Here is a 26,712-nt window from a genome sequence, read left to right as displayed (position 1 = left end):
AGACTTAACAATAGTGCTTTTTTTTTTTGGTAGAATACAATAGGCAAATGTGTCGAAAAAAAGGTGGAGGTTAAATCATGTTAGGTATTCCAACGAAAGAAGATAAGTTTTTTGCTCTATTTCGTCAATGCACTGATGTTGTATGTGAGGCCACAGAAAAACTCGAAACCTTATTTACTCAAGACTCTGTTTCAGAAGAAGATGCCGAAGCGGTTCATGAATTGGAACACAAAGCCGATGATATTACCACTGAGATTGTTGATCGGCTTAATTCGACCTTCATTACGCCACTCGATCGTGAAGATATCTACACCCTAGCACAGGTGTTAGACGATGTGGTCGATCATTCTCAGGGTGCGGTAGAACGGATGACGCTCTACAAAACACAAAAACCTTCCATTGCCACTCAGGAAATTGTACACAACATTGTATTAGCTTCTAAGGAAATCAAGAAAGCTTTTCTTTGTCTGAATAACATTCATTTTAAAAAATCCGAAATCTTGGCCGCTACAGAAAAAATCTACCAATTGGAAAGCGCGGGCGATAAACTTTATCGACATGAAGTGGCTCGTTTATTCGAATGTGAAAAAGATCCTATTGAAATTATTAAGTGGAAAGAAATTCTTGAGCATGTGGAAAACACGCTCGACCATTGCGAAACGATTGCCGATCTCCTTAAAGGAGTTGTTCTGAAATATGATTAGTACCGGTGCTTTGCTCGTTCTCGTCGTCTTTTGTGCTCTGGCCTTTGATTTTATTAATGGGTTTCATGATACAGCTAATGCAGTTGCTACGGTTATCTCGACTCGGGCCTTAAGCCCGAAACGAGCGATTATCATGTCTGCAGGTCTTAATCTTTTAGGGGCACTTGTGAGTACGGGGGTAGCACAAACCATCGCTAAAGATATTGTTTCTCCTGAATTTGCAACTTCAGAGGTTGTCATTGCCGCATTGATAGGAGCGATTGCATGGAATTTGGTGACGTGGTACTTCGGAATCCCAAGTAGTTCATCTCATGCCATCATCGGTGGGATGATGGGAGCTGCGATTGCCCATGCAGGATTCAGTATTTTACATTGGAACGGTCTAACAAAAATTGTGGCGGCTCTTCTTATCTCTCCAGTTTTAGGTATTATTATCGGTTTTATCGTGATGAAAATTCTCTTTTTTACGTTCCGTAATGCATCTCCTTCGAAAGTTAATCATGGTTTTCATAAATTGCAAATTCTCTCAGCTGCCATTCTTTCGTTTAACCATGGTTCGAATGATGCTCAGAAATCGATGGGAATTATCACCTTGGCCCTTATTGCTGCTGGAATGCAAGCTTCAACAAACTTGAATCCACCGCTTTGGGTTAAGATTGGCTGCGCTTTAGCTATGGCAGCGGGAACTTCAACCGGAGGATGGCGAATCATTAAGACAATGGGTGGCAAAATTTTTAAACTTGAGCCGATCAATGGTTTTGCTGCGGAGTTAAGTGCTTCCGTTGTTATTTGGGTAGCGACAGCTTTTCCAGGTTTACACCTTCCGGTTTCGACAACTCATGTTGTTTCTGGTGCTATCATGGGAGTTGGAAGTGCCAAACGGGTTTCGGCTGTTCGGTGGGGGGTTGCGCAGCAAATGCTTACCGCCTGGGTTGTCACGATTCCCAGTTCCGCTTTGCTGGCAGCAATGGTATTTAAATTAATTTCTCTCGTGATATGATGACAAATATATAGGATGCTAATTCCTTCCGCACTACGATTAAAAGTGGTGCGGAGTTTTTCTTTATTCAGGTCTGATCCCTTTTTCCAGAGCATAGATTGATTAAGAAGAAGTTGTCCAACATACGATTAGCGTTGAGTTGAGTTGGGTTTGGATAGGAGGAAGGGGCATGAGGGCGAGAGTTCGCTGGAAGGCTTGGGGACTCGTTCTAATTGGAATGGGTATACTTGTATGGATGACAGGTTATCTTGGCAATACTTATATTAGAATGATCACAGAAGCAAAAACGAACGTTTCACAGTCGGCAACTGAATCGACTTCAGCACCGGAGGCCCAGGTCACGCTGGCTGAACTTAATTATTGGACATGTCAAGTGGGCGTTTTTAAAGCGGAAGAAAATGCGATATTAGAAAAGAGTCATTTGGAACAGCTGGGTTGGGAGACGCAGATCGTGAGTCAAAGTCCTTGGACCGTAACCATTGGCTTTGCCCATGAACAAGAAGAACTGAATGAACTACGGGAAGGGCTCAAGGAAGGTGGAGTGGTAAATGTAGCGAAGCACTTCGTCGTACCGGGACAATCCTATAAGATTACTGGAAGTGGAGCTGAGCAAACAGCTCAAATTCTTCTTACAGTGCATAGTTTCCTTGAGACGACACCGGATCAGCGGGGGGATACTTTGTCCCTGTTAGAAAATGCAATGACGACCTCATGGCCGAAGAAACTAGAAGATTTACAACAAGCAACGGCCTATGTCCTCAAGGCGGAGCAGACACTAGATACAAATTCTAAACGTCTGGCAACCTTAAGACTTCTTGATAAATATCAGAATACACTGAATGAACTTAAAAAGTAGCGAAAAATGTAGAACAATTTAAAAATTGACACATAAGTTGTTTGCCTTTTTCCTGCTTAGTGATATAATTAACTTACTTTGTTAAATTGAAGGTTAGAAACGAGGGATACAGTTGAAGACATTAAAAATTCCCGAAGCAACCATTATTCGTCTCTCGGTATATTCAAGATACTTGACGGAAGTTGATCGGAAAGGGATTATTACAATTTCTTCTGGTGATGTAGCGGAGGGTGTGGGCGTAAGCCCAGCTCAGGTTCGGAAAGACTTGGCCTATTTCGGTGAATTTGGAACACGGGGTGTGGGGTACAATGTAAAAGATCTTCACCACCACATCTTAAAAATTTTAGGACTTGCTCAAGATTGGAGTGTAACGCTAGTTGGCTTAGGAAACTTAGGCTTGGCACTCACTTCCTACAAGGGCTTTAGAGAACGTGGATTCATTATTACGAGTGTTTTCGATAATGATCCCCAAAAGATTGGGACAACGGTTAATGGCGTTGAAGTTATGCCGATTGAAAAGCTTGAGGAAGTTGTCACTGCAAATAAGACACAAATCGGAATTATTTCGGTACCTTCATCGGTGGCTCAGGAAATTGCTGATAAACTTGTGAATTCCGGAGTTAAGGCGATTCTCAACTTTGCTCCAGGCGTTCTGAATGTTCCCCCTGAAGTTGAACTTCGAAATGTAGACTTGGCTGTTAATCTAGAGGTGCTTACCTTTAATGTGGGAGCGCAAAGATTTTAAGATTGAGTGATTGAATACATAGGTTAAGTAGGGAGTAAGGCGAAAGCCTTACTCTTTTGGATTTCTTCAACCTATTTTGCTTTTTTCATCATTCGAGTTATGCACTGGAGTTAAGATGTGGTATAGTATGCTGGGAGGTTGATAGCAAATGGAAAATCATGTGATCCCTTTCTCGCCACCAGATATTACAGAGCAAGAGATTAATGCTGTCGTTGATGTATTAAAATCCGGTTGGATCACAAGTGGCCCTAAGGCTGCATTATTCGAGGAAAAAATAAAAGAGTACTGCGCCGTCGAGAATGCGATGGCAGTAGCAAGTAACTCTCAAGGTATGGACTTGATTTTTAAGGTCTTTGAGGTTTCACCTGACAGTGAGGTCATAACGACCCCTTATACTTATGTAGCAACTTCGAATACAGCACTCCATCGAGGAATTAAGCCCACCTTCGTCGATTTGAAGAAAGACAGTTTCTTTATGGATGAAGAAAAACTGTTTGATGCGATTAACCCAAAAACGAAGGCGATTATCACTGTGGATATCGGGGGCGTGCCCGTTGATTATGATGCGATTAAAGCGGTTTTAAAAGCTAAAAATCGTGAGGATATCTTATTGGTTTCGGATTCAGCTCATTCCTTTGGAGCGAAGTATAAAGGAAAGCGAGTTGGGAATCAGTTTGATTTCCACATTTTCTCCTTCCACGCGGTTAAGAACTTAACCACAGCTGAAGGGGGAGCTATTACTTTCGATGGAGATCATGGCAAAGAAAATTTGAAAAAGATCTTTAAGTATACTTCTCTAAATGGTCAATCGAAGGATGCCTTATCTAAAATGAAAGCTGGAGCTTGGAAATATGACGTTTTAACCGATGGACTAAAATGTAATATGACTGATATCGCAGCTGCGATTGGCTTAGTCCAACTTGAGCGTTATGAACAAATCCTTCAGCATCGAAAGAAAATCTCGAATCTTTATCATCAAATGTTTGCTAATAAAGAATGGGCTCTATTACCGTTTTTAGAAGACGGAAATACAGAGAGTTCCTACCACCTTTATCCTTTACGGATTAAAGGTTTCACAGAAGAAAAACGGGATAAACTAATCGAAGATTTAGCGGAGATGGGGATTGCCACGAACGTTCATTATACGCCCATCCCGATGTTCACCTACTATAAGCAAATTGGGTATTCCATTAAGGACTATCCCAATACTTTTGCCCAGTACGAAAATGAGATTACCTTACCCCTCTATTCCATCCTTTCTTTAAGTGATGCCGAGTATATAGCGGAGAATGTTATCCGGATGGTAGAAAAGTAAAAGAATCTGAAAAAGACAGAAACCCGATCACTTTGAAAGTGGTCGGGTTTCTGTCTTTTTCAGAATAGAGAGTGGCTATCAGTGCGGTATATGGATAGGCACACTGGCGACGACGATATCTTTTCTTAGTAATAAAACCGCTTTAAGATGAAGCCCGGTTTGATTATGCAAAAAATATTGCCACCATTTACGCGTAACGAACTCGGGAACTAAAACCGTAATTAATTCTCCGGGACCCGTTTGTGCTTCGTACTCATTAATAAAGTTGAGCATTGGGGTTAAGAGAGCGCGGTAGGGTGAAGGGAGAACAACCAAGGGAATATCCGGCTCCAATTCTGCCCACTTCATCTTGAGCTTTTCGGCCTTTTCTTCATCTACAGCGACGTGAACAGCTACAATATCTGGAGAAAAAGTCCGAGCGTAGTCAATGGTGTGTGCTACAACTCGAGTTAAGCTGGCTATCGGGATAATGATTTTTTGACGGGTTGTTTTTTCCAAGGGTTCGCCGTGGTAAGCCAATTCTTGGGTCATGATCTGATAATGAACACGAATTTTTCGGAATAACAGAACAAGGCAAGGAATGAGGACAATAACAGTCCAAGCACCGCTTGTAAATTTAGTGATTGCAATAACAATGAGAACAATACCTGTAACCACCGTACCCGTACCATTGATGAATGCATGTAAACGCCAGCCTGAATGCTTTTGACGAATCCATCGTTTAACCATTCCACCTTGGGATAAGGTAAACGATAAGAACACACCAACAGCATAGAGAGGAATCAAGGCATGAACTTCTCCTTTGAAAATAATGACTAAAAGGGAGGCAAGCGCAGCCAAGGTGATAATCCCATTCGAATAAACTAACCGGTCACCTCGCATCGATAATCGCCGGGGAAGAAATCCATCTTGCGCGAGGATTGAGGTGAGTAGGGGAAACCCTGCGAAGCTTGTATTCGCAGCAAGAAATAAAATAATTGCTGTACTTACTTGAATAAGATAATAGAAGAAGTTGCGGCCAAAAACGGTAGCTGCAATCTGGGAAACGACTGTTTCGGTGGGACTGGGGATGATATGATTGACGTTTGCTAAAAACGTAATTCCACCAAATAATACCACAATTATACCGGCCATGGTGACCAGGGTAATGGCTGCATTTTTTGATTCCGGGTGTTTAAAGGCAGGTACGCCATTACTGATGGCCTCGACCCCGGTTAAGGCTGTGCAGCCCGCCGAAAAGGCTCTCAAAATTAGAAATAGAGAGATTCCTGACGGTAGGGCGGTGGCTGGCATTACGGGCATTGGGGGTCGACCATACATAGAAAATTTTACAATGCCGGTTACTAGTAAGAGCAGGATACTTCCAATGAAAATATAAGTGGGTAAAGAGAAAATTGTTGCAGATTCAGTGATCCCTCTCAGATTTAAGAGGGTTAAGAGCCAAATAAAGATGAGTGCAATCAGAATTTTATGATTGTGAAGTGATGGAAAGGCTGATGTAATTGCGGCAACTCCAGCAGCGGTACTCACCGCAACCGTCAAAATATAATCAATAAATAAAGATGCCCCAGCGACCAGACCAGGTGTTGTTCCTAAATTGTCCTTCGCGACAATATAAGCTCCGCCCCCTGAAGGATAAGCAAAAATTGTTTGCCGATAAGAAAGAACGAGGATTGCGAGTAAGGCGATAATTGCGGCCGCAATCGGTAGTGAATAGGGCAGAGCCACTGTACCTGCTAATGTGAGAACTAAGAGGATTTCTTCTGTAGCATAAGCAACCGAAGATAAAGCATCCGAAGAAAATACCGCTAAAGCTTTTTTCTTCGTTAACCGTTGATGCATCAATTGGGCAGTATTCATGGGTTTACCAATAAGAAAGCGTTTAAAATACCTTAACAACACTCACACCTCTTCCAATGGAATCACGTAAAATTATGTTACCCCTTTTAAAATAAGAAAAACCCCATAAACGGGTTTTAGTAAAAAAATCATAGTAGTATTTAATTGCTTTCCAAGGATAATCTTTCTAAAAACAATTGTATAGCCTCGAATTTTGTCAAAGTGCCATAGAAGCGACATTTCCTGATTTTTCCCGTCACTATTCTTGCACTTCACTCAAGAAGGTGCTAAACTTTATATTGATTTGACAAACAGCCAGGAGCTTAGTATCCTGGCTTCATTGCTATTTGAAAGAGGGTTGCAATATGCCGGCAAGTCGCAATAATTCGGGAGCAGGCCGAACCGTTATTCTTATCTTGAGTGGAGCTGCTCTTGGAACGTTGATTGGCTTTGGACTCGAAAAGTATGGGATTTTCACCCCGTTTCTTCGACCAGCAGTCATTGACTTTCCTTCGCACACCTATTTAGATTTTTTCTTTCTCTCCCTTTCATTTGGTTTTAGATTAAATATTAACTTTGCCACCATCTTGGGGGCACTTAGCGGGTATTATCTCTCAAGGAAGTGGTAGAATGTTGGTCTTAGCCTCGACGTCACCGCGACGTGCGATGCTACTCGAAGAAGGGGGGTTTACCTTCGTCACTCTTAAAGCAGATGTGTCAGAAGAACTTCCCTCTGAAATTAAGCCTGAGGATGGAGTTAAAGCGCTGGCGTTACGCAAGGCCGTGGCGGGTCAAAAGGCTTGGATAGAGGCAGGCGGTTCTGCAGAAGATATTATTCTGGGGGCAGATACAATTGTTGCCTTAGATTCTCAGATTCTCGGAAAACCAGTTGATCCCAGAGAAGCTCAAGTCATGCTCCAGCAACTGAGCGGTCGACACCATGACGTCTATACAGGAGTGGCGCTTGTGAATGGAACGGGGTGTCAGGAAAATGAGGCGCTTCGGACCCAAGTTTATTTCCGTCCACTTACTTTGGAAGAAATCCAAACCTATATTGCAACAGGGGAACCTATGGATAAGGCAGGGGCTTATGCTATCCAAGGTGGGGCGAGGAAATTCGTGAAACAGTACGAAGGATCTTTGAGTAACGTTATTGGATTGCCCATGGAATATGTGAGTGAGAGACTGAGAGCGTGGGGGATTGAGCAGGAAGACATCGCCCTTCGCGAGGTGAATGATGGATTATCGCCGCTTAAAGGACCTACCCGAGGATGTACTTCCCCGTGAACGCTTATTCCAGTTTGGTCCCGAGATACTCTCAAATAAAGAGATCTTGGCTATTCTTCTCCGCACAGGCTTAAAAGGGGAAAATGTTCTTGAGTTCGCAAATCGGCTTCTTACTGAAGCAGGAGGCTTGGCAGGGTTAGCACGGATGAGCGTTCATGATTTAACGCAACTTCACGGACTGGGTCAGGCTAAAGCCTCTGAATTAAAAGCAGCTCTAGAACTGGGACGTCGTTCCGTGTCTTCCGATCCGGCGACTCGTCCGGTTATTAATTCTCCGCAGGATATCGCCCATCTGGTCATGGAAGAGATGCGTTATCTTGACCGAGAGCATTTTCGAATTGTGAGTTTATCGACAAAAAATCATGTGTTGGGGATTAGCTCAATTTCGGTTGGGTCACTCAACTCATCCCTAGTGCATCCAAGAGAATGCTTTAAAGAGGCGATTCGTCGAAATTCCAACGCCATTATCCTCTTGCATAATCATCCGAGTGGAGACCCCACACCGAGCCGCGAAGATATTGATGTGACGCGACGGTTAGCCGATGGGGGCCAAATCTTGGGAATTGAAGTTCTCGATCACGTGATAATTGGCGATAATCGGTACATAAGCCTTAAAGAACGAGGCATATTATAAAGACCCACTGAATTAATAAAGGTGATACGTAAAAAATAAGGTCCCATTTTATACAAAAGAGACGGAAGGAGCTTCTTACACTATGATGTTTGGAAAAGACCTGGGAATTGATTTAGGAACGGCGAATACGTTGGTATATATGCGCGGAAAGGGTGTTATCGTCCGTGAACCTTCCGTTGTCGCGATGGATGTCGAAAAGAAAAGTCCACTGGCCGTTGGGGATAAGGCGAAAGAGATGATTGGTAGGACACCGAGTAATATCATGGCGATCCGCCCTTTAAAAGATGGAGTCATCTCTGATTTTAATGTCACTCAAAAAATGCTGAAATATTTTATTTCGCGCGCTTTGGGGACGGAATCGCCTTTTGGTCGTCCTCGAGTTGTGATCTGTGTTCCTTCAGGGGTGACTCCTGTAGAAGAACGAGCAGTTAAAGAAGCGGCTTTAGCAGCTGGCGCGAAAGAACCGATCATAATGGAAGAACCTATGGCTGCAGCGATTGGAGCAGGGCTTCCGGTGAGCGAACCTACAGGAAATATGATCGTGGATATCGGCGGAGGGACAACAGAAGTCGCAGTTATTTCTCTTGGAGGAATTGTTACGAGCCGTTCCATTCGGGTTGCAGGGGATGAAATGGACGATGCAATTGTTGCTCATATTAAACGTCGATACAATTTGATGGTTGGCTATCGAACGGCTGAGGATATTAAGATGGAAATTGGGGCGGCCTACAAGGCGGAAGATGGAGTTCAGTATACTGTTCGCGGCCGAGACCTTCTTACGGGATTACCCAAGACGATTGAAGTTACTGCGGTGGAGATCCAAGAAGCACTCCAAGAGCCGGTGATGGCGATTGTCGAGGCAGTTAAATCTTGTTTAGAAAAAACGCCTCCAGAATTGGCGGCTGATATTATGGATCGTGGAATTATGATGGCAGGCGGAGGATCGCTGCTCCGAAATCTGGATCTTTTGATTGCTGATGAGACGGGAATGCCTGTCCATTTGGCCGAAGATCCACTCTCTTGTGTTGCTCTTGGCACAGGAATGGTTTTAGAAAATGCTGAAATTCTCCGCAGGATCGCAGCTTTGCAAAAAGCATAAGTTAGAGCGGGGAGGGAGCCTCGGTGGGGAAAAGAAAAATTACAGCAACGGGAATTATGGTTCTCATCTTCTTTCTGATTTTAGGAGTACTGGTCAGTATTCGCTTTACAGGAATTGGAAATAACTTTCCTAATCCCATTGGCGGAGCTTTGCATCGCGTGTTAAGTCCTGTTGAAGGCACTTTGTTACAAGTGGGGAATGGAATTCGGAATAATACGCGTGCAATTTGGAATTTTCGAAGTGTAGAAGCGGAAAACGAGCAACTTCGGCAGAGGGTGGAACAACTCACAGGAGATAATTTAGAACTAAAAGAACAGGTGTTAGCCGGAATGAGGTTTAACGCGCTGGATGAGGGCGTTTTTAATAGCCCTACCTTGAGCAAATATGAGAAGAAGGGTGCGAGTATCACTAATCGTAACCCAACGGCATGGTATCAAACCATTACCTTAAACCGAGGGAGTGACGATGGGGTATCCGTTAATAATCCTGTAATTGCTCAGTATGGATTAGTGGGTAAGATCGTAGCCGTTACGTCTAGTACGAGCGAGGTTCTGATGATCACTGACGGGGAGGGGAAAGTTAGCGCCTTGGTACGAGGTAGTACGGGCGTTGCAACCTTTGGCATTGTCGAAGGGACCTATAAAAGGACTTCGCGGCTTGATGCAAAGGGAAATTTGCAAATGCTTTTTCGCCGTGAGGATAATGTTAATATTGGTGATCTTGTGCTTACATCAGGACTCGGCGGAGTCTATCCTAAGGATCTCCCTATCGGCAAGATTGAACAAATTCAACTCGATAGCTCTGGACTCTTGAAAACGGCCTATATCAAGCCACTGGAGGACTTTGACTCGCTTGAAGAAGTGTATATCGTGAAGAAACCGGAGGGGCAATAAGATGCGTTATTTTTTAATGCTTGTTATGCTTCTTCTGGGCTTGATCTTACCGGGAACGGTTTTCTACTTTTGGTCATGGTCGGGGATAAAACCGGATTTGATTATGCTTTTCATAATCTATATGGCCTTACATCACCGCCCCTCGCATGGATTGCTCTGGGGCTTAGGTGCTGGCATTGTGGTCGATCTTTACCTCGGTCGGCACTTTGGCATGTACTCTTTGACGTTGACAGGAGTGGCTATTTTAAGTAGCTGGCTTGCTCAGCGTTGGAATCGGGAAAATTTCCCTTTAATCACTTTACTTGTTTTTTTAGTGACGTTTGCAGGTCAATCCATGATTTCCTTTTTGAGTCTCGGAGTGGGGGCCCAGTGGACATTTTTAGATGATTTACGACTCATAAGCGGAGTTTCACTTTATAATGCGATTTTAGTGCCAGTCACCTATCCGTGGATTCACCGCTCCTTTTTGAAGGGCTGGCTTAAATACCGTCCCAAGTACGAACGGTAAAGAAGTCGCACTTATCTTTATTGTAGTTAACCAGGAGGATCTTTATGGATGAGAAAGAGCGCAAACCCTATTTGCATCGGCTGTGGGGGCTAAGCATCGTTGTGTTACTGGTTTTCGCAATTCTCGGATTTAATCTTTGGCGGTTGCAGATTGCCCAATCTTCCTATTATGCGACAAAGGCTGCAGGGAATGTTATGCAACTGGTTACGATTCCGCCGACGCGTGGAGATATAAAGGATCGTAATGGGATGTTACTTGCAACGAGTGTTCCAGAATTTGCTTTAACCATCGATTGGTTGGATTTACAAAAAGCGACAACTGCGAATTGGAAAGAGGTTGTTCATCGTCTAGCTGAGTTTATCCAACCGTATTGGTCGAATCAAGCAGAGTCTGTGGATGCCATTACTGAGGACATCTTTGTCATGATTCAAAATCAGCAATGGGAGAGATATCGTCCAGTCACGGTGCTATCGAATGTGCCGGAAACACTTCAAGCCGTAATTGGTGAACATCAAGATGAACTTCCAGGAATAAGTATTGATGCCTTACCTGTACGTTCTTATCCTCAGAATTTCTTGATGGGTCAAGCCTTAGGTTATGTCCGAGAAATCAGTGATAATGAGATCGACCAATTTAATGAACAACCGTTGGCTCAAAAAGATGGCTTTAAATATTCCCAAGGAGATCTTGTGGGAAAGATGGGGGTCGAGAAAAGCTACGATTATTGGTTGCGGGGTAAAGAAGGGACTCAGCAAGTCATCGTGGATAATAGTGCGCGGCCGATTAATAAAGAGGTCATCCAGGCGGCTCAACCCGGCAAGACAGTACAACTCACGATCGATGCCAATTTACAACAGGTAATGCAGACCAGTTTAGATCAGGTTATTGCTAATGTTCAGAAGTCTCACTCTGATGCTCAAGTTGGAGCGGCTGTAATGATTGATGTTAAAACGGGCAAGATTTTAGCTATGGTCTCGCGTCCTTATATGAATCCGAATGATTTGACAGGGACGATCTCTGATGCGGTTGCCGAAGCGTATTTCAGCAGTAAGGATGCGGCATCGTTTAATCGGGCTCTTTCAGGTGCTTATGCACCAGGGTCGACGTATAAAATGTTAACGGCAATGGCTGCTTTAGAGTCAAAAGTAACCAATCCCTCGGAATCTTTCTCCGATGTCATGTCTTCCCTCGGTCCTGCCAATGTGCAGATACAAGGGTTTCCGGAGTGGGGCGGAAATAATTTTGGAATGGTCAATATGACGCGGGGGATCGCACTCTCATCTGATATTTATTTTGAAATTCTTGGACGCAGGATCTTTGACGCGAATCCGGAACTGATGAAACAACTGTCTAATGAGTTTGGCTTAGGTGTAAAAAGTGGGGTTGACTTACCAGGCGAAGCGATCGGAGTCGCTCCTTCTGAAGAGTGGAAAAAAGGGTATTATGGGCCTTATTATGATAAGATGCGTGATGAAAAGTTAAAAACGATTGAAGACAATTATGCGACGAAGATTTCTCAGGCTGCTGATGATAAATCAAAACAGAGTTTGTTATCCAAAAAAAATGCAGAGATTAAACAAGTGGATGTTTGGTATCAGCAAATGGAAAGTCAGAACATCGATTGGAAGATCTATGACAGCTTTAACAATTCTATTGGTCAAGGCTATAATTCGTACACGCCTCTTCAACTCGCGAATTATGTGGCAACTCTAGTTAATGGGGGAAAACGAATGCAACCCTATGTTGTCGATAAAATTCTCGACCCTGCCACGGGTCAAGTTGTTTACCAAAATCAGCCTCAGGTCTTAAATAACGTCTCTGTTTCCCCGGAAAATTTGGAAATTGTTAAAAAAGGAATGGCTGCGGTTACGAGTGGTGAAGGGACAGCGGCTTGGCTTTTCGCTGATGTCCCCCAATTTTCGGGGGGAGGTAAAACTGGTACGGCACAGATTGGTTCAAAGAATACAATTTCTGGAGATCTCTATAACGGAATGTTTGTGGCTTTTGCCCCTTATGATGATCCACAAGTTGCTTTTGCTGGGGTTGTCGAATATGGGGGTCATGGTGGTGAGACTGCAGGACTTGTCGCTAAAGCTGCTTTTATGCAATATTTTAGCTGGAAATCGACTTATGGTGGTTAAAAAACGAGGAAAATCATCCTCGTTTTTTTTTGCACGGATAAAGGGTATTTGACCTGTTTTGTAGAACTTATATGAACGTCTGAAACTGCAGAAAGATCAATAACTTCCTTCGAGCCGTTTGGACAAGCATCTTATTGGGCGGGGGATTATCATTGATAGAACACATAGCCTTAAAGGGAACTCGGGATGGATTGGTTTTATATCTTGATCCTGAGTCGGATTTCTTAGTTTTAATGGATGAACTTCAAAAGCTTTTAAGAGATTCAGAACAATTCCTTCAGGGAGCGGCTGTACGTTGCTATGGAGGAAATAAGGTTTTCACGGTTGAGCAAAAAGAAGAATTGAGCCAAGCTTTAGCCCAATATGGACTTACTTTTGCTGGGTGGTTAACGGATGAGCAAGTCTATACTCCGGGCAGTAAGACCGATTTCGCAAACGAGGAATCGGAGAAAGTTCGAGTGTGGGATGAAGGGATGGATGAGGGTCCTTGCCTTTTTGTAGAACGGACCTTACGATCTGGAGCGAGTATCCAATTTGAAGGACATGTTGTTGTCCTAGGGGATGTCAATCCTGGAGCTGAAATCATTGCGACGGGAAATATAGCGGTCATGGGTTCACTCCGTGGGGTTGCTCATGCTGGTGCGACAGGAGAACGAAAAGCAACGGTTAGTGCATACCATCTTGCTCCGACGCAATTACGGATCGCGGACCTTGTTGCTCGCTCACCGGAGGGAACGGAGGATTGGCGAGGCCCTGAAATTGCTAAGATTAAAGAGAATCAGCTTATGGTTGATGCAATACAAATGACCGGGCTGAGAGGAAAAGGGAGATAGAACGACATATTTTAAGCAAAGTACATGAAAACATTTTGGAAAGGTAGGTTTAAATATGGGAGACGTTATTGTCGTGACATCGGGAAAGGGAGGAGTTGGTAAAACGACCACCTCGGCCAACATTGGTACTGGTCTTGCAGCAGCAGGACATAAAGTGGTTTTGGTGGATACGGATATCGGCTTGCGCAACTTAGACGTGGTAATGGGTCTGGAAAACCGGATCGTTTATGATATCGTCGATGTGACTAGCGGAAACTGTCGTTTAAAACAAGCCTTGATTAAGGATAAACGCTTTGAGAATCTTTATTTACTACCGGCTGCTCAAACGAAGGATAAAACAGCAGTTAATCCTGATCAGATGAGAGCTTTAGCACAAGAACTGAAGAATGAGTATGATTATGCAATCATTGACTGTCCTGCAGGAATTGAACAAGGTTTCCGCAATGCGATTGCCGGCGCTGACCGTGCTATCGTCGTTACAACACCAGAAGTGAGTGCTGTCCGTGATGCGGATCGGATTATTGGACTATTGGAAGCCGCTGATCTCAAGAGCCCACGCCTTATTATTAACCGGATTCGTCCGGCGATGGTGAAGCGTGGGGATATGATGGATATTTCGGATATCATGGATATTCTAGCAATTGATCTCATTGGAGTTGTCCCTGATGATGAAAGCATCGTCATCTCGACAAACCGCGGAGAACCTGCGGTGACAGACCATTCCTCTCATGCAGGAGAAGCTTATCGCCGCATTACTCGAAGAATCCAGGGGGAAGAAGTACCGCTAATGAACCTTGATGCTCCAGAAGGTTTTATGGATAAGATTAAGAAATTTTTCGGGATGCGTTAAGTGCTTGGACGCAGAGAGGAGGAAAAAAGCTTGTTAGAGTTTATTAATAAGATGCTTGGTCGTGAAAGTTCTTCGAAGAATATTGCCAAAGAACGCTTGCGGCTTGTCCTCGTACATGACCGAGCCGATATTTCACCCCAGATGTTAAACAGTCTGAAAGAGGATTTAATTAAAGTGATTTCTAACTATATGGAGATTGATGAATCAGCGTTGGAGGTTAATCTCAGCCAGGAAGAACGAGAGGTCGCTTTGGTTGCAAATATCCCTGTCGTTCGGATGAAAAGAGATTATGCGTCTAAGGAAAAGGTTCAGCTATAGACTTCAATAAGATTCCTCCATTTTAAACGATGAAGGGTTGGTTCAGTTTACAATAGAACTGAACCAACCCTTTTCTCAATTTAAGTTCCTTATGTTATAATGAGAAACAAGAATCGACAAAGGGGTACTATTTATGTTTGAGCGACGCTTCTTTAAGAATCTAGATTTTCTTTTTGTATTTATTCTTTTACTACTTTTGGGTGCTAGCTTATTGATCTTGAGTACAGCATCCTTGAATGTTATCGCTTCTCAACCGTATTTTTATGTAAAGAACCAGGCAATGTGGATTGGTGTTGGGCTTGTTATTGCCGTTGGAGTTGCTTCGATTGATTATCAAAAGTTTAGAAAGTATAGTTGGTGGATTTATGGTTTGAATCTTGCCTTGTTGCTTGCTGTTTTTTTCATAGGGTCCTCTGCCAAAGGGGCGCAACGCTGGATTCCGGTGACCTCAGGTTTTAAAATTCAACCTTCCGAGTTTGCCAAGATTTTTATCATCTTAACTTTTGCTGATTTTTTAGCCAGACGGCAAGGTAAGTTGAACCGTTTTCGTGATTTTATTCCGCCCTTTTTGTATGTTGTTGTGCCGATGGCTCTTATTTTTAAACAACCTGACTTAGGTACGACTTTAGTTTTTGCCGCGATTTTTGTGGGGATGATGTTTGTGGCGGGGGCTAATCCTTGGAAATTTGGAGGACTTTTGGTCGGCGGTATTTTACTTGTTGCCCTTATCTTATGGTTACACTTTTCAACCGATTTACCCGGCTTTCTGAAATTTGCACAAGGTCTCCCTCTGCCTTTACAGGATTACCAGTTGAAGCGTTTGACGATCTTTATGGATCCGATGTCTGATACCTCAGGAGATGGGTATCATATCATACAATCGATCTGGGCTATTGGCTCGGGAGGTTTGTGGGGTAAGGGCTATCGCGGAGGGACTCAGGCTCAGCTCAACTTCTTGCCTGAGCATCATACGGACTTTATTTTTTCAGTGGTGGGAGAAGAGTTCGGATTTATTGGAACGATTACGTTACTGTTTTTATTTGCAATGTTTTTACTTCGCGCGATTAGTATAGCCACAAAATCGCAGGATATATATGGAATGCTCGTGAGTAGTGGAGTCATAAGTATGTTCGTTTTTCATATTCTTGTAAATGTTGGAATGACTTCTGGAATTATGCCTGTTACGGGAATTCCTCTTCCTTTGATCAGTTATGGCGGAAGTGCGATGTTGACCAATATGATAAGTATAGGCCTTTTATTAAGCATTAATATCAGACGACAGCGATTGATGTTTTGACGTAACTTCTCACTCATCCGTTCACTCAGCGCTCCAGGGCTGCCACACTTGCCTCTATAGCAGCTCCGCCAAACCTCAGGGTAATACCTGAAGTGAACCAGGTGGCTACGCTAAGCTACAGAAGCGTCGTGCGCCTTACCGCCCTTCTGCGAAATCGTTCACTCCTGGGCGAGAAGTTGCGTTTTATGGGCTTTTAAATGAAGAACTGTCTTTGCAAATGCAAGGCAGTTCTTTTTACTTTCTCTTAGCATAAGTATAAGTAAGTGTACGAGCTAAGGGGTGGAAAAGATGAATCCATTTGAACGCTGGGATGATTGGGAATGGGAAAGAGCCGCCCAAGAGGTAGGACGCGAGCGAGGAATGAAGTATGAGGATTGGCCAGTTAAACGGACTTCTCAGAAACGCCGTAAACGAGAAATTCTTTATACCTGGACAGGAATCCAAAAAAAAGCGGTCCTTGCCGTCACATTTTTTCTTTTAATCTTTTTCGCATCGAAAGGCGAAGATGGTCTGTCCCAAACGATCCACTCGATGTATAAGGGAACGGTCCAAAATGGCGATTTATATGCCGCAATGAATGATATGGCCAAGGAAGCCTTGGGCATGGGTCCTATCGGCGTAAAATCAACTCCAGTTGATGCAACCATGAAAGAAAAGTTTGTGCCCCCTTTATCTGGTCCAGTTATGGCTGCCTTTGGGACAATGGATAGTGAAGGGAAGGGAAGTATTCATAATGGAATCGATGTTGGAAGTGCTTTAGGCATCCCGGTGGTTGCGCCTTACATAGGCGTTGTGACCCAGGTGGGCGAGGATCCTCAACTCGGTCGGCTTGTGAAATTGGATTTTTCGAATGGATGGACAGCTGTTCTTGCTAATCTTGGGGAAGTTAAAGTCCAAAAGGGGCAAGCCGTTCAGACGGGTGAAGTTATCGGTACTGTTGGACTTTCAGCTCCACTGAAAAAGCCCTGGCTCCATTTTGAATTACGCAAAGATGGCCAACCTATAAATCCAATGCCTTACCTCGTTCCAGCAGCAAAATAATCGTAAGCTACGCTTTCGGGTCACCTTTAGTCATTCTTTTGGAGAAGTGTCTGACGGAGGAGGTTTCGGTGTGGAGGTTTTAAGATTACGGGGTTTGAGCATCAGAGTTCATCCTACATTTTTACTTGTATTAGTTGCTTATGGAGTCCTGGGGCTAATAACCCAGGCTCTTTTCATCTTCGCTCTTGTCATTGGGCATGAATTAGCACACTTGTTTACGGCCAAAGCGTATGGGTTTAATGTAGTGGGTCTAGAGATCTTTCCCTTTGGCGGGGCTGCCTACTGTGATGATCTTTTTGAAGGACGAAAAATCGAAGAAAGTATTATGGCTCTAGCCGGACCTGGGTTTAATCTTCTTCTATTGTTTGCAGCACAGGCTCTACGGTGGTTGGGTTATTGGACAGGGCCGAGTGGAGAAGAGTTTGTACGCATCAACTTTTGGCTGGCTGCATTTAATTTGCTTCCGATACTTCCCTTAGATGGAGGTCGGGTCGCTCGGGCTCTTTTTTCAGATATGTTCGGTTTTGTTCGGACGACGAAAGCACTTGCTCGTCTTGGTCAAGCTTTTGGCGCTTTTCTGGCCATTCTCGGTCTAACTCTGTTGGGAAAGGAACATTTTATTGAGAATCTAATGACGTTCCTTATCTTGGCCGCCTTTTTTTGGCTCTCAGGAAACAAGGAAATAGCGTCAGCCCGAATTACCTTTCTCCGTCACCTCACCCGCAAAAAGGAGGAGCTCCTCAGGAAAGGGTTGATGAAGAGTAAAGTCCTGACAGCTTATGCGGAAACTCCGCTCGTTCGGATTGTGGAGGAATTAACGCCGGATCGGTATGCTTTGATTCATCTACCGGGGAAGGAGTTTCAGATGGAGAAGATGCTGACTGAGACAGAGGTTGTTGAGGGTATGCTAGCGCATGGGATTTATTATCCAGTGGGTAAGCTATAATTGGAATTAACAGACAACCTGTGTTATAATATTTAATTACAACGAAACAAGGAGGAACATCTTCAGCATGGGTGACATGACAGCGGCAGAAATACGTAAGCAGGTTGAACGTTTCCTGCCCAAAGTTCAAAAGCCGAGCCGATATTTAGGTTCTGAGTGGAATTCAATTCACAAAGACTGGGAAGAAACTGCGGTGCATATGGCTTTTGCCTTCCCTGATGTTTATGAAGTTGGAATGTCTCATTTAGGCACTCGTATTCTTTACGCACTTATTAATTCAAACGAAAATGCGCTCTGTGAACGGGTTTTCGCTCCCTGGATAGACATGGAGGAGAAACTGCGGGAGAAGAAAATTCCGCTCTATACGTTAGAGTCCTTCCGGCCACTCGGAGATTTCGATATTATCGGATTCACGTTGCAATATGAGATGAGTTATTCGAACCTATTGAACATGCTTGATCTTGCAGGAATTCCGCTCCGAGCGAAGGATCGCGGCCCAGAACATCCATGGATTATTGCGGGCGGGCCTTGTGCTTACACTCCAGAACCGTTAGCTCCCTTTATCGACTTTTTTATGCTGGGCGACGGGGAGGAGACGGTACCTGAGCTTCTTCAACTCCTCAAGGAGCAAAAGGAAAATCCAGTTTCCCGTGAAGAGTTCCTTTTTAAGGCCGCTAAAATCCAAGGGGTTTATGTCCCGGAATTTTATGAAGTTCAGTATAAATCAGATGGACGAATTGAAAAGATTATCGCCGATCCAAGAGCCCCCAAAGTGGTCGAAAAGGCGATTGTTCAGAATCTTGATCAAGCCTTTTTCCCAACGAATCCGATCGTACCTTATATGGGAATTGTTCATGACCGAATGATGCTGGAAGTCATGAGAGGTTGTTCAAGAGGTTGCCGTTTCTGTCAAGCCGGGATGGTTTATCGACCGGTGCGGGAACGTTCTCAGGAAACTCTTTTACGGCAAACGGAAGAACTGGTGAAATCGACAGGGTATGAGGAGATTGCACTGACTTCTCTTTCAACAGGAGATTATTCTTGCGTTCAGCCTTTGATTCATGGGATTCTTGAAAAATTTAATGACGAAAAAGTAAGCGTTTCTTTACCTTCACTAAGACTCGATTCCTTCGATGTGGGACTCGCTCAAGAAGTACAAAAAGTCCGCAAGTCGGGGTTAACGTTTGCTCCAGAAGCTGGGACCCAACGCCTTCGCGATGTGATCAACAAAGGGGTTACTGAGGAGGACTTGATGAAAGCTGCAGAATCCGCGTTTAGAGGGGGCTGGTCTACGATTAAGCTCTACTTTATGATCGGATTACCGACGGAGAATCAGGAAGACATCGATGGAATTGCTACGCTTGCTAAGAAGGTTGCTGATCTGGGGACCAAACTGGGGAGACGAAATGTTAAGGTGACGGTTTCAACCAGTTCCTTTGTACCTAAAGGCCATACTCCGTTCCAATGGGAACCTCAAGAAGGAATGGCTTCCCTTCAGCAAAAACAAAGATATCTCCGGGAGAAGCTTAAGGATCGGCGCATAAAATATAATTACCATGATGTCGACACGAGTTTTTTGGAAGCCGTTTTTGCTAAAGGAGACCGCCGTCTCGCTGATTCCCTGGAGTGGGCGTTTAAAAATGGGTGCAAGTTCGATGGTTGGGCTGAGCATTTTAAATATGAAACTTGGATAGAGAGCTTTAAAGTCTTCGGTTTAGATCCTCACTTTTATGCTAACCGAGTCACCGATTATGATGATGTACTTCCATGGGACCATCTGGAAAGTGGGGTAACCAAGCGGTTCTTAATGGAAGAACATCGAAGGGCTTTGCAGGAAGCCAGAACCTTAGATTGTAGACATGACGATTGCACCGGGTGCGGAATTTGCCCGGGCAGAGGGGTACAGATTGATTTGAAAGGGTGAGTGCCTTGCGGGTAAGAATCGCCTTTACTAAAGTAGAAGAAGCTAAATATATTGCCCATTTAGATTTAGCACGAGTGTTTGAACGCTCGTTGCGTAGGGCTGGAATTCGGATGGCCTATTCTGAGGGATTTAATCCTCATCCGAAGATCTCCTTTGGCTCGGCCTTGGCCGTTGGCGTCGAAGGGGAACGGGAGTATCTTGATATCGAAGTGGCTCAGGATTTAAGACTTAAGGAAATTTTGGGACGCCTTCAGGAACAACTGCCTACGGGAATTCGTCTTTTAGAAGGTCAGATCATTTCTTTAGGAACGAAAGCCTTAATGGCTGTTTTGAATGCTGCGAGTTATCGAATCACGGTAGCTATGGGCTTGCCTGTGACCGAGGAACGGTTGCAAGAAGCCATTGATTCCTGGTTAGCGCGAAATGAAATCCAATATTTACGATTTAGTAAAAAGGGACAGGTTGAAAAAGATATTCGTCCCTGGGTTAAACAATTAGAGGGTCATATCGAGGGCGATGAGGCTATTTTCGAACTGGAAGTTGAAGTGGGAAATCAAGGGAGTGTGCGTCCTGAAGAAGTGATTGGGAGCCTTTGTGATTTAGAAAAGCTTCCTCTCGATTTGGATATTCTAAGAACTAAACGGACGGGAATCTATGTGAGTTATGAGGGGCAGAAGTTTTCCCCGATGGAACATGAGGCCTTTGGGAAGTGAGGAATGTCCCTTGAAAGAGATTATTCTGCAAGGACAGGCTCAGCAAATGCGAGCTGCTGTATTAGAAGATGGTGAGCTTGTCGAAGTGCATGAAGAAGAAGGAGCCTTTTCTCATCTGGTCGGGAATATCTATCGTGGCCGAGTGGAAAATGTTCTTCCCGGTATGCAAGCGGCTTTTGTCGACATTGGCTTAGAGAAAAATGCGTTCCTCTATGTTGCAGATGCAGTGCCTCCGAGCCTAGATGAAGAAGCCAAATCGAAGATAAATCCTTTGCCAAGGGTAGAGCAGGTTTTGAAACCGCGTCAGGAGCTTTTGGTTCAGATCACCAAAGAACCGGTGGGCACCAAAGGGGCTCGCATCACGACAAATATTACGATTCCTGGACGCTCTACTGTTTTGATGCCTAATACAGACTATATTGGAGTGTCGCGACGAATTAGCGATGAGGAAGAGCGGACTCGCCTAAGAGAAACAGCAAAAAGCATCTGCCCTCAAGGGATGGGTGTGATCATTCGGACGCTCGCCGAAAAAGTTGAAGGCAAAGAACTTGAAGAAGATCTGAAAGAACTGATCGACCTCTGGCATCAAATTACTGAGAAAATGCCCCATGTTTCGGTTCCGGGGCTTGTTCACGAAGATGTGGATTTATTATCCCGCATGCTTCGCGAATGGGTGGATGGAAAAGTAGAAGCGCTTACGGTTAATCAGGCTGGAGTTGCTGAAGGCTTGCGAAAGACGCTTAGTAAGCTTGGACATCCTGCAGCAAATCACGTGCATTTGGTTTACAAGGATAATCTTTTTGATGATTATGGTGTAGATGAGGAGATCCGCAAAGCTCTGCGCCCTAAGGTCTGGCTGAAAAGTGGGGGCTATTTAGTCATCCAACAGACGGAAGCTTTAACGGTAATTGATGTTAATACGGGTAAATACGTGGGAAAAAGTTCCCTCGAACATACCGTTTTGCATACGAATTGCGAAGCGGCTGAAGAAATTGGTCGGCAACTGCGCTTGCGCAATTATGGCGGAATTATCATTATCGATTTTATTGATATGATTTTAGAAGAAGATCAGAAAGAGGTCCTTGCGACTCTTGAAAAAGCGTGTTCTCAAGATAAGATTAAGTGTCAAATCATGGGCTTGACGCAACTCGGTCTAGTGGAGATGACCCGCAAAAAAGTGGGACAGACTCTTGCCGTGCGTTATAGCAAACCCTGTTCAAACTGTGACGGTCTAGGGTGGACTCTAAAGTGATAGAAAGCAACCGTGATTAGACAATCCAAAATTGTCCGTTGGTACTATTAAAGCACAAGGAAACAATCCGAATATGCGGGTTGTTTCCTTGTGCTTTCTTAATTAAATAAAAGCGCGTATAAAACCCTTTGCCTTGGCAAAACCTTACAACTAGAAAAGATCTATAGGGGGAATATGTTATGAAAAGTAAACAAATCATTACTGCCATAGGCCTTGCAAGTATCCTATTCGTCGTTGGTTGTAACAAATCTCAGCCTAGCCAACCAACTCAGCCCGCTCCTCAACAACCACCACAAACGACACAAACACCACCCACGACGAATCAATCAGCTACAACACAAGTTAGCGGAGCTGCACTATATACTGCAAATTGTGCCGGGTGTCACGGTACCACAGGTGCTGGCGGATCGAGCGGGCCAGCCATTAACACTGATGAGTTTATAAACAACTCTGCCCGAGTTCAAGATGTGATTAAAAAGGGAAAAGGCAGTATGCCTAGTTTCTCTGCTAAAATAAATGATGACCAAAATAAAGCTATTGGTGACTTTGTGGCTGGATTGAAAAAATAATTTCAGTTATGGTACGTGTACCATAACCAAAAAGAGGGAAATCAATGTTTTTATGATTTTCCTCTTTTTGTATTATATTCTGTGCTAGGATTATTAATTTAAATTGCAGGAATTAATAACTGTATGATATACTCTACTCATGATATGAACTATAGTTCATTATTTGAATATATCTAATCATATTAAAAATCAATAGGAATAGGGCGATATGTTTGATTTATCAACAGAAAGAAACTCATTTAAAGAGTCCGCTCTCATTTTGGCAGAACTTTGAGCATGAAGAACGTGTTTTGTTCTATAATCCTCTTGAAAATGAGCTTATCATCGGAGCAAAACGCTTAAAAACCTTTAAGACAGGGGAAAGCTATATTCACTTTCCTTATGTATTCTCCACGAGGACCTTCTTTCCAACTCTTAAGGATCAAAAATGGAGCGGGTTGGGCAATGAAACAATTGCCTTTGAGTTCTATTTTGTGGAAAAGAACGGGAAACAAATTCTATATTACGCACAAGATGACTTCGATATTCAGGAAAGAGAGTTCACACCACAGACTCACGTTTACAAAATGCTCGCCGATGATTACGAAGACTGGCAAGAATTATTTTACAACGTAAAGCAAGAAATTGCATCGGGAAAGGTCAAAAAGGTTGTAATTTCACGAGAAATAACTATTGAGTGTGAGACAACCGTCTCAATTGAAAGCATGGTAAAAAATCTTCTGGAGAAAAATCCAAGCTCTTTTGCTTTCGCTTATTTCAAAGACGGTAAAACATTTCTAGGAGCGACTCCGGAGATTCTCGTACAAAAGAAACAAGAAGAGATTATGAGCTATGCTTTGGCTGGAACAATTTCACGCGGTGATAAGGAACATGATGAAGAGCAAAAAACTGCGCTCCTTAATGACCCCAAAAACTGCCATGAGCACCAAATTGTCAAGGATTACATCGCCAAGGTGATGACTTCGTTTTGTGACGACGTAAGTGTCGGCGCGACGACAATTTTAACCCTTAAAAATATACATCATTTACAAACCATTATTAAAGCAAAACCTAAGGAAAACAGCTCATTAACGGATTGGGTATTTCGATTGCACCCGACACCAGCCTTAGGAGGATATCCTGTACAGGGCGCGTTAGACATCATTGAACGCTGTGAAAAGCATGAGAGAGGATTATACGCCGCACCGATCGGGATGATGAATGAGCAAGGAGACGGCATATTTGTGGCAGGAATACGATCGGCACTCATTGATGGAAACCGGGTTTATGCCTATGCAGGCTGTGGTATTGTGAAAGACTCCGAGTGTGAAGAAGAATATTTGGAGACGAGTAATAAAGTGAAAACGATTGTGGAGAGTTTATAATCTGAAGGTGAATGAGATGACAAATTATATTGCTGCGTTAGTCGATGAACTATATCAGTTGGGCGTACGTGAAGTTGTGATTAGCCCTGGATCACGCTCAACTCCATTATCTGTATTATTTTACGAACACGACTTCGAGACCTTTATTAGTATTGATGAACGATCGGCAGGATTTTTTGCGTTAGGAATAGCCAAGGAGAAAGAACGACCTGTTGTTTTAATTTGTTCTTCAGGTTCTGCCGTGACCCATTATTTCCCGGCAATTGTTGAAGCAAAGCATTCAAAAGTGCCCTTAATCATCTTAACCGCGGATCGTCCCCCTGAATTACGCCAAGTGGGGGCTCCTCAAACCATTGATCAAATTAAAATTTACCATGATTACGTTAAATATTTTGAAGAATTAGCTCTACCTGAAGAGACAGAGAGCATGTATCGATATGTTCGTACAGTGATGCGAAAGGCTTATATGAGTTCAATGTCAGAAGAATATGGCGTAGCGCATATCAATGTACCTTTACGTGAACCCTTGAGTCCGGATTTAGATAAGCTAAATTTTAGCTCAGGACGTTTAAAATACCCCTTTGAATGGATAAAAAATGAAAGTCAGTTGACGATGGATGGTACGGCTTTCCAGAATAAAAAAGGGATCATTATTTGTGGTGGCGATGCCTATGCGAATTATCATCATGAAGTATTGGAATTGGCAGAACGCTTAAAAACGCCCGTATTAGCAGACCCCATTTCTAACTTTCGTAATTACGATCATGAGCTGATTATTGACAGCTATGACGCCTTCCTTAAAAATGATGATCTTAAAAAAGAGCTTAAACCTGAATTCATCATTCACTTTGGACAAACACCGGTATCAAAACGTTTGCAACAGTTTTTAGCGATGCACCAAGATGTCTTGTATTTTCAAGTTGGGGAGTCTTTTCAATACCGTGCTCCGTCTTTATCTATTAATCGCTATATCATTTCACAACCCCAGGCTTTTGCCCAATCTATTGATGTCCAAAATACCCACGAGGAATACTTGCGTCAGTGGCAACATTATCAGAAAGAAATGCGCCAACGATTAAATCAGGCGCGTGAAGAAGTGGGGCTATTTGAAGGAAAGCTTGTTCAAAAGATACAAGATATGCTCCCTGAAGAAAGTCGTTTTGCGGTTGCCAATAGTATGGCGATCCGTGATGTCGATTACTTTTGGGAATCACGCCAGCATTCTCTTAAGATGTTATGCAATCGTGGTGCTAATGGTATAGATGGAACGGTTTCAACCGCTTTGGGGATTTCGACGAGTCAGCATCCCACAGTATTGTTGACCGGTGATTTGGCCTTTTTCCATGATTTAAATGGTCTGCTCATTGGGAAAAACAACTCACTGAATTTAACTATAGTTGTGGTGAATAATGATGGGGGAGCGATTTTCAAATATTTACCGCAGAGCAAGAATAAGCATTTCGAGTACTTATTTATGACTCCGCACGGAATGGATTTCTCCGGGTTGAAAGCTTTGTATAATTTAACGTACTATGAACCTGCAGATTATGAGGCCTTTGAGCATGATTTTCAGGAGGCTTTAACTTTAGATGGAATTAAGGTATTGAATGTTCGTATTGATGCTGAACTAAGTAAAAGTTTGCATGACTTATATACAAATCTGTAGTATTTATCGATTCTAGATACCTATATCGATAATTGTCTGGGAGAAAGATGAAATGTTAATTGACGTTGAGAACGTTCACTATTCTGTGGGCGTTAGAGGTACGGGTCAACCTGTCATTTGTATTCACGGCTTTGCTGAAAACTCAAATACCTGGGAATTGATTCAACTGGATAACTGCCAAATGGTTCTCGTGGATTTGATCGGACATGGGAATAGCGAAAAACCGTATTCCCTTGAGCCTTATCATTTATCCGTTATCCTTCATCATCTCCATGAACTTATACACCACTTAGGTTTTGAACGATATTCCTTACTCGGCTATTCAATGGGGGGGCGCATTGCCTTAGGTTATGCCTTAGCCTATCCTCAGGAAGTTAGCCGACTGATTCTTGAGAGTTCATCGTATGGCCTTTGTGATGATCAAGAAAGAGCTGATCGTCGCAAACATGATGCTTGGCTTGCTGATTCAATCCAGGAAAACGGGATTGAGTGGTTTAATACCTATTGGTCGAGTCTCAGTCTTTTTGCTTCGCAAATCCATGTGTCTCCGGATATTCGTCAAAAGATAAGCGAAAGACGTCTGCAAAATGAACCCTATGCATTAGCCAATATCTTATTGGGAACGGGACAAGGAATATTTCCTTGCTTGAAACCTCAAGTTTCAGATTTATCCATGCCTGTTCTCTATATCAATGGTGAATATGATGAGAAATACCGAAAAATAGGTCAGGAGTTCACCCGATTATCCCCTAGAATTAAGAGAGAAATTATGTTGGGTGTTGGACATAATACGCATATTGAAAATCCTCAAGGTTTTACGGATATCGTAAAATCGTTTCTAGAGAGAGGACCTGCTACTTAATCACTTAAGTAAAAATTAAAGTTATAAATAAATCTAAATCAAATTGGAGGAATGTG

The 26,712-nt window shown here is 43.3% G+C and carries 26 protein-coding genes; 25 read left to right on the top strand and 1 reads right to left on the bottom strand.

Features of this window, described 5'->3' with window-relative positions; all coding sequences use genetic code 11:
- Window positions 1-77: 77 nt before the first annotated feature.
- The 5 genes from DESME_RS12990 (at window position 78) to DESME_RS12970 (ending at window position 4,620) form a co-directional block, all read left to right on the top strand.
- The gene (locus tag DESME_RS12990; RefSeq protein WP_006715811.1) at window positions 78-704 is read left to right on the top strand and encodes a DUF47 domain-containing protein; all 627 of its coding nucleotides are present in this window, start codon (window positions 78-80) and stop codon (window positions 702-704) included.
- Window positions 697-1,704, top strand: a complete 1,008-nt coding sequence (locus tag DESME_RS12985; protein ID WP_006715812.1) for an inorganic phosphate transporter — start codon at window positions 697-699, stop codon at window positions 1,702-1,704. The genes DESME_RS12990 and DESME_RS12985 overlap by 8 nt, the downstream gene beginning before the upstream one ends.
- A gap of 169 nt (window positions 1,705-1,873) precedes the next feature.
- Window positions 1,874-2,560: an SPOR domain-containing protein gene (locus DESME_RS12980; RefSeq protein WP_006715813.1), complete on the top strand. Its 687-nt coding sequence runs from the start codon at window positions 1,874-1,876 to the stop codon at window positions 2,558-2,560.
- A gap of 112 nt (window positions 2,561-2,672) precedes the next feature.
- The gene (locus tag DESME_RS12975; protein ID WP_006715814.1) at window positions 2,673-3,305 is read left to right on the top strand and encodes a redox-sensing transcriptional repressor Rex; all 633 of its coding nucleotides are present in this window, start codon (window positions 2,673-2,675) and stop codon (window positions 3,303-3,305) included.
- 148 nt (window positions 3,306-3,453) lie between these two features.
- Window positions 3,454-4,620 carry a DegT/DnrJ/EryC1/StrS family aminotransferase gene (locus DESME_RS12970; RefSeq protein WP_006715815.1) on the top strand — a complete coding sequence of 389 codons (1,167 nt, stop codon included), beginning with the start codon at window positions 3,454-3,456 and terminating at the stop codon, window positions 4,618-4,620.
- 78 nt (window positions 4,621-4,698) lie between these two features.
- Here the strand turns inward: DESME_RS12970 and DESME_RS12965 are convergent, their stop codons facing one another.
- On the bottom strand, window positions 4,699-6,519 hold the full coding sequence (locus tag DESME_RS12965) for an APC family permease (protein ID WP_025248810.1): 1,821 nt from the start codon (window positions 6,517-6,519) through the stop codon (window positions 4,699-4,701).
- A 305-nt stretch (window positions 6,520-6,824) separates the two neighbouring features.
- Here DESME_RS12965 and DESME_RS12960 point away from each other — a divergent pair, with 305 nt between their 5' ends.
- The 20 genes from DESME_RS12960 to menH all read left to right on the top strand — a co-directional run bounded on the left by DESME_RS12960 (window position 6,825) and on the right by menH (window position 26,656).
- Window positions 6,825-7,088, top strand: coding sequence for a DUF4321 domain-containing protein (locus DESME_RS12960; protein ID WP_006715817.1), 264 nt, complete (start codon window positions 6,825-6,827; stop codon window positions 7,086-7,088).
- Between the two features lies 1 nt (window position 7,089).
- On the top strand, window positions 7,090-7,746 hold the full coding sequence (locus DESME_RS12955) for a Maf family protein (protein WP_006715818.1): 657 nt from the start codon (window positions 7,090-7,092) through the stop codon (window positions 7,744-7,746).
- A complete protein-coding gene (gene radC / locus DESME_RS12950) occupies window positions 7,697-8,380 on the top strand; it encodes a RadC family protein (RefSeq protein ID WP_006715819.1) in 684 nt (227 codons plus the stop codon). The genes DESME_RS12955 and radC overlap by 50 nt, the downstream gene beginning before the upstream one ends.
- Window positions 8,381-8,462: 82 nt before the next feature.
- Window positions 8,463-9,479 carry a rod shape-determining protein gene (locus tag DESME_RS12945; RefSeq protein ID WP_006715820.1) on the top strand — a complete coding sequence of 339 codons (1,017 nt, stop codon included), beginning with the start codon at window positions 8,463-8,465 and terminating at the stop codon, window positions 9,477-9,479.
- Between the two features lie 56 nt (window positions 9,480-9,535).
- Complete coding sequence (mreC, locus tag DESME_RS12940) at window positions 9,536-10,372, top strand: rod shape-determining protein MreC (RefSeq protein ID WP_041484260.1); 837 nt, start codon at window positions 9,536-9,538, stop codon at window positions 10,370-10,372.
- A gap of 1 nt (window position 10,373) precedes the next feature.
- The gene (mreD, locus tag DESME_RS12935) at window positions 10,374-10,880 is read left to right on the top strand and encodes a rod shape-determining protein MreD (RefSeq protein WP_006715822.1); all 507 of its coding nucleotides are present in this window, start codon (window positions 10,374-10,376) and stop codon (window positions 10,878-10,880) included.
- A gap of 44 nt (window positions 10,881-10,924) precedes the next feature.
- The gene (gene mrdA / locus DESME_RS12930; RefSeq protein ID WP_006715823.1) at window positions 10,925-13,021 is read left to right on the top strand and encodes a penicillin-binding protein 2; all 2,097 of its coding nucleotides are present in this window, start codon (window positions 10,925-10,927) and stop codon (window positions 13,019-13,021) included.
- Between the two features lie 152 nt (window positions 13,022-13,173).
- On the top strand, window positions 13,174-13,854 hold the full coding sequence (gene minC, locus DESME_RS12925) for a septum site-determining protein MinC (protein ID WP_006715824.1): 681 nt from the start codon (window positions 13,174-13,176) through the stop codon (window positions 13,852-13,854).
- Between the two features lie 55 nt (window positions 13,855-13,909).
- Window positions 13,910-14,704 carry a septum site-determining protein MinD gene (minD, locus tag DESME_RS12920; RefSeq protein ID WP_006715825.1) on the top strand — a complete coding sequence of 265 codons (795 nt, stop codon included), beginning with the start codon at window positions 13,910-13,912 and terminating at the stop codon, window positions 14,702-14,704.
- Window positions 14,705-14,734: 30 nt separating this feature from the next.
- Window positions 14,735-15,022, top strand: coding sequence for a cell division topological specificity factor MinE (minE, locus tag DESME_RS12915; RefSeq protein ID WP_006715826.1), 288 nt, complete (start codon window positions 14,735-14,737; stop codon window positions 15,020-15,022).
- A 133-nt stretch (window positions 15,023-15,155) separates the two neighbouring features.
- Entirely contained in the window at window positions 15,156-16,319 is a 1,164-nt protein-coding gene (gene rodA / locus DESME_RS12910) for a rod shape-determining protein RodA (RefSeq protein WP_006715827.1), read from the top strand.
- A 288-nt stretch (window positions 16,320-16,607) separates the two neighbouring features.
- Window positions 16,608-17,360, top strand: coding sequence for a murein hydrolase activator EnvC family protein (locus tag DESME_RS12905; protein ID WP_006715828.1), 753 nt, complete (start codon window positions 16,608-16,610; stop codon window positions 17,358-17,360).
- A 70-nt stretch (window positions 17,361-17,430) separates the two neighbouring features.
- A complete protein-coding gene (locus DESME_RS12900) occupies window positions 17,431-18,306 on the top strand; it encodes a M50 family metallopeptidase (RefSeq protein ID WP_006715829.1) in 876 nt (291 codons plus the stop codon).
- A gap of 67 nt (window positions 18,307-18,373) precedes the next feature.
- A complete protein-coding gene (locus DESME_RS12895) occupies window positions 18,374-20,230 on the top strand; it encodes a TIGR03960 family B12-binding radical SAM protein (protein ID WP_006715830.1) in 1,857 nt (618 codons plus the stop codon).
- A complete protein-coding gene (locus DESME_RS12890; protein WP_006715831.1) occupies window positions 20,227-20,943 on the top strand; it encodes a TIGR03936 family radical SAM-associated protein in 717 nt (238 codons plus the stop codon). Before DESME_RS12895 ends, DESME_RS12890 begins: the two co-directional genes overlap by 4 nt.
- Before the next feature lie 10 nt (window positions 20,944-20,953).
- Window positions 20,954-22,195, top strand: coding sequence for an Rne/Rng family ribonuclease (locus tag DESME_RS12885; RefSeq protein ID WP_006715832.1), 1,242 nt, complete (start codon window positions 20,954-20,956; stop codon window positions 22,193-22,195).
- A gap of 179 nt (window positions 22,196-22,374) precedes the next feature.
- Window positions 22,375-22,764 (top strand): c-type cytochrome, encoded by a 390-nt coding sequence (locus DESME_RS12880; RefSeq protein WP_006715833.1) that lies wholly within the window; start codon window positions 22,375-22,377, stop codon window positions 22,762-22,764.
- A 212-nt stretch (window positions 22,765-22,976) separates the two neighbouring features.
- Window positions 22,977-24,128: an isochorismate synthase gene (locus tag DESME_RS12875; protein WP_006715834.1), complete on the top strand. Its 1,152-nt coding sequence runs from the start codon at window positions 22,977-22,979 to the stop codon at window positions 24,126-24,128.
- Window positions 24,129-24,144: 16 nt separating this feature from the next.
- Window positions 24,145-25,794, top strand: coding sequence for a 2-succinyl-5-enolpyruvyl-6-hydroxy-3-cyclohexene-1-carboxylic-acid synthase (gene menD / locus DESME_RS12870; RefSeq protein ID WP_006715835.1), 1,650 nt, complete (start codon window positions 24,145-24,147; stop codon window positions 25,792-25,794).
- Between the two features lie 52 nt (window positions 25,795-25,846).
- The gene (gene menH / locus DESME_RS12865) at window positions 25,847-26,656 is read left to right on the top strand and encodes a 2-succinyl-6-hydroxy-2,4-cyclohexadiene-1-carboxylate synthase (RefSeq protein ID WP_006715836.1); all 810 of its coding nucleotides are present in this window, start codon (window positions 25,847-25,849) and stop codon (window positions 26,654-26,656) included.
- Window positions 26,657-26,712 lie beyond the last annotated feature (56 nt).

The sequence above is a fragment of the Desulfitobacterium metallireducens DSM 15288 genome (assembly GCF_000231405.2).
In the GTDB taxonomy this organism is placed as follows: domain Bacteria; phylum Bacillota; class Desulfitobacteriia; order Desulfitobacteriales; family Desulfitobacteriaceae; genus Desulfitobacterium_A; species Desulfitobacterium_A metallireducens.
Note: the sequence above shows the minus strand (reverse complement) of the source record. Positions and strands in the feature narration are given on the sequence as shown.

Excerpts from the sequence above, each read along its gene's own strand:
- minD (WP_006715825.1), top strand. The coding sequence starts at position 13,910 with ATGGGAGACGTTATTGTCGTGACATCGGGAAAGGGAGGAGTTGGTAAA.
- DESME_RS12880 (WP_006715833.1), top strand. The coding sequence starts at position 22,375 with ATGAAAAGTAAACAAATCATTACTGCCATAGGCCTTGCAAGTATCCTA.
- mrdA (WP_006715823.1), top strand. The coding sequence starts at position 10,925 with ATGGATGAGAAAGAGCGCAAACCCTATTTGCATCGGCTGTGGGGGCTA.
- DESME_RS12990 (WP_006715811.1), top strand. The coding sequence starts at position 78 with ATGTTAGGTATTCCAACGAAAGAAGATAAGTTTTTTGCTCTATTTCGT.
- mreD (WP_006715822.1), top strand. The coding sequence starts at position 10,374 with ATGCGTTATTTTTTAATGCTTGTTATGCTTCTTCTGGGCTTGATCTTA.
- DESME_RS12905 (WP_006715828.1), top strand. The coding sequence starts at position 16,608 with ATGAATCCATTTGAACGCTGGGATGATTGGGAATGGGAAAGAGCCGCC.
- DESME_RS12980 (WP_006715813.1), top strand. The coding sequence starts at position 1,874 with ATGAGGGCGAGAGTTCGCTGGAAGGCTTGGGGACTCGTTCTAATTGGA.
- rodA (WP_006715827.1), top strand. The coding sequence starts at position 15,156 with ATGTTTGAGCGACGCTTCTTTAAGAATCTAGATTTTCTTTTTGTATTT.
- DESME_RS12985 (WP_006715812.1), top strand. The coding sequence starts at position 697 with ATGATTAGTACCGGTGCTTTGCTCGTTCTCGTCGTCTTTTGTGCTCTG.
- mreC (WP_041484260.1), top strand. The coding sequence starts at position 9,536 with ATGGTTCTCATCTTCTTTCTGATTTTAGGAGTACTGGTCAGTATTCGC.
- DESME_RS12945 (WP_006715820.1), top strand. The coding sequence starts at position 8,463 with ATGATGTTTGGAAAAGACCTGGGAATTGATTTAGGAACGGCGAATACG.
- radC (WP_006715819.1), top strand. The coding sequence starts at position 7,697 with ATGGATTATCGCCGCTTAAAGGACCTACCCGAGGATGTACTTCCCCGT.
- DESME_RS12960 (WP_006715817.1), top strand. The coding sequence starts at position 6,825 with ATGCCGGCAAGTCGCAATAATTCGGGAGCAGGCCGAACCGTTATTCTT.
- DESME_RS12895 (WP_006715830.1), top strand. The coding sequence starts at position 18,374 with ATGGGTGACATGACAGCGGCAGAAATACGTAAGCAGGTTGAACGTTTC.
- menH (WP_006715836.1), top strand. The coding sequence starts at position 25,847 with ATGTTAATTGACGTTGAGAACGTTCACTATTCTGTGGGCGTTAGAGGT.
- menD (WP_006715835.1), top strand. The coding sequence starts at position 24,145 with ATGACAAATTATATTGCTGCGTTAGTCGATGAACTATATCAGTTGGGC.
- DESME_RS12955 (WP_006715818.1), top strand. The coding sequence starts at position 7,090 with ATGTTGGTCTTAGCCTCGACGTCACCGCGACGTGCGATGCTACTCGAA.
- DESME_RS12970 (WP_006715815.1), top strand. The coding sequence starts at position 3,454 with ATGGAAAATCATGTGATCCCTTTCTCGCCACCAGATATTACAGAGCAA.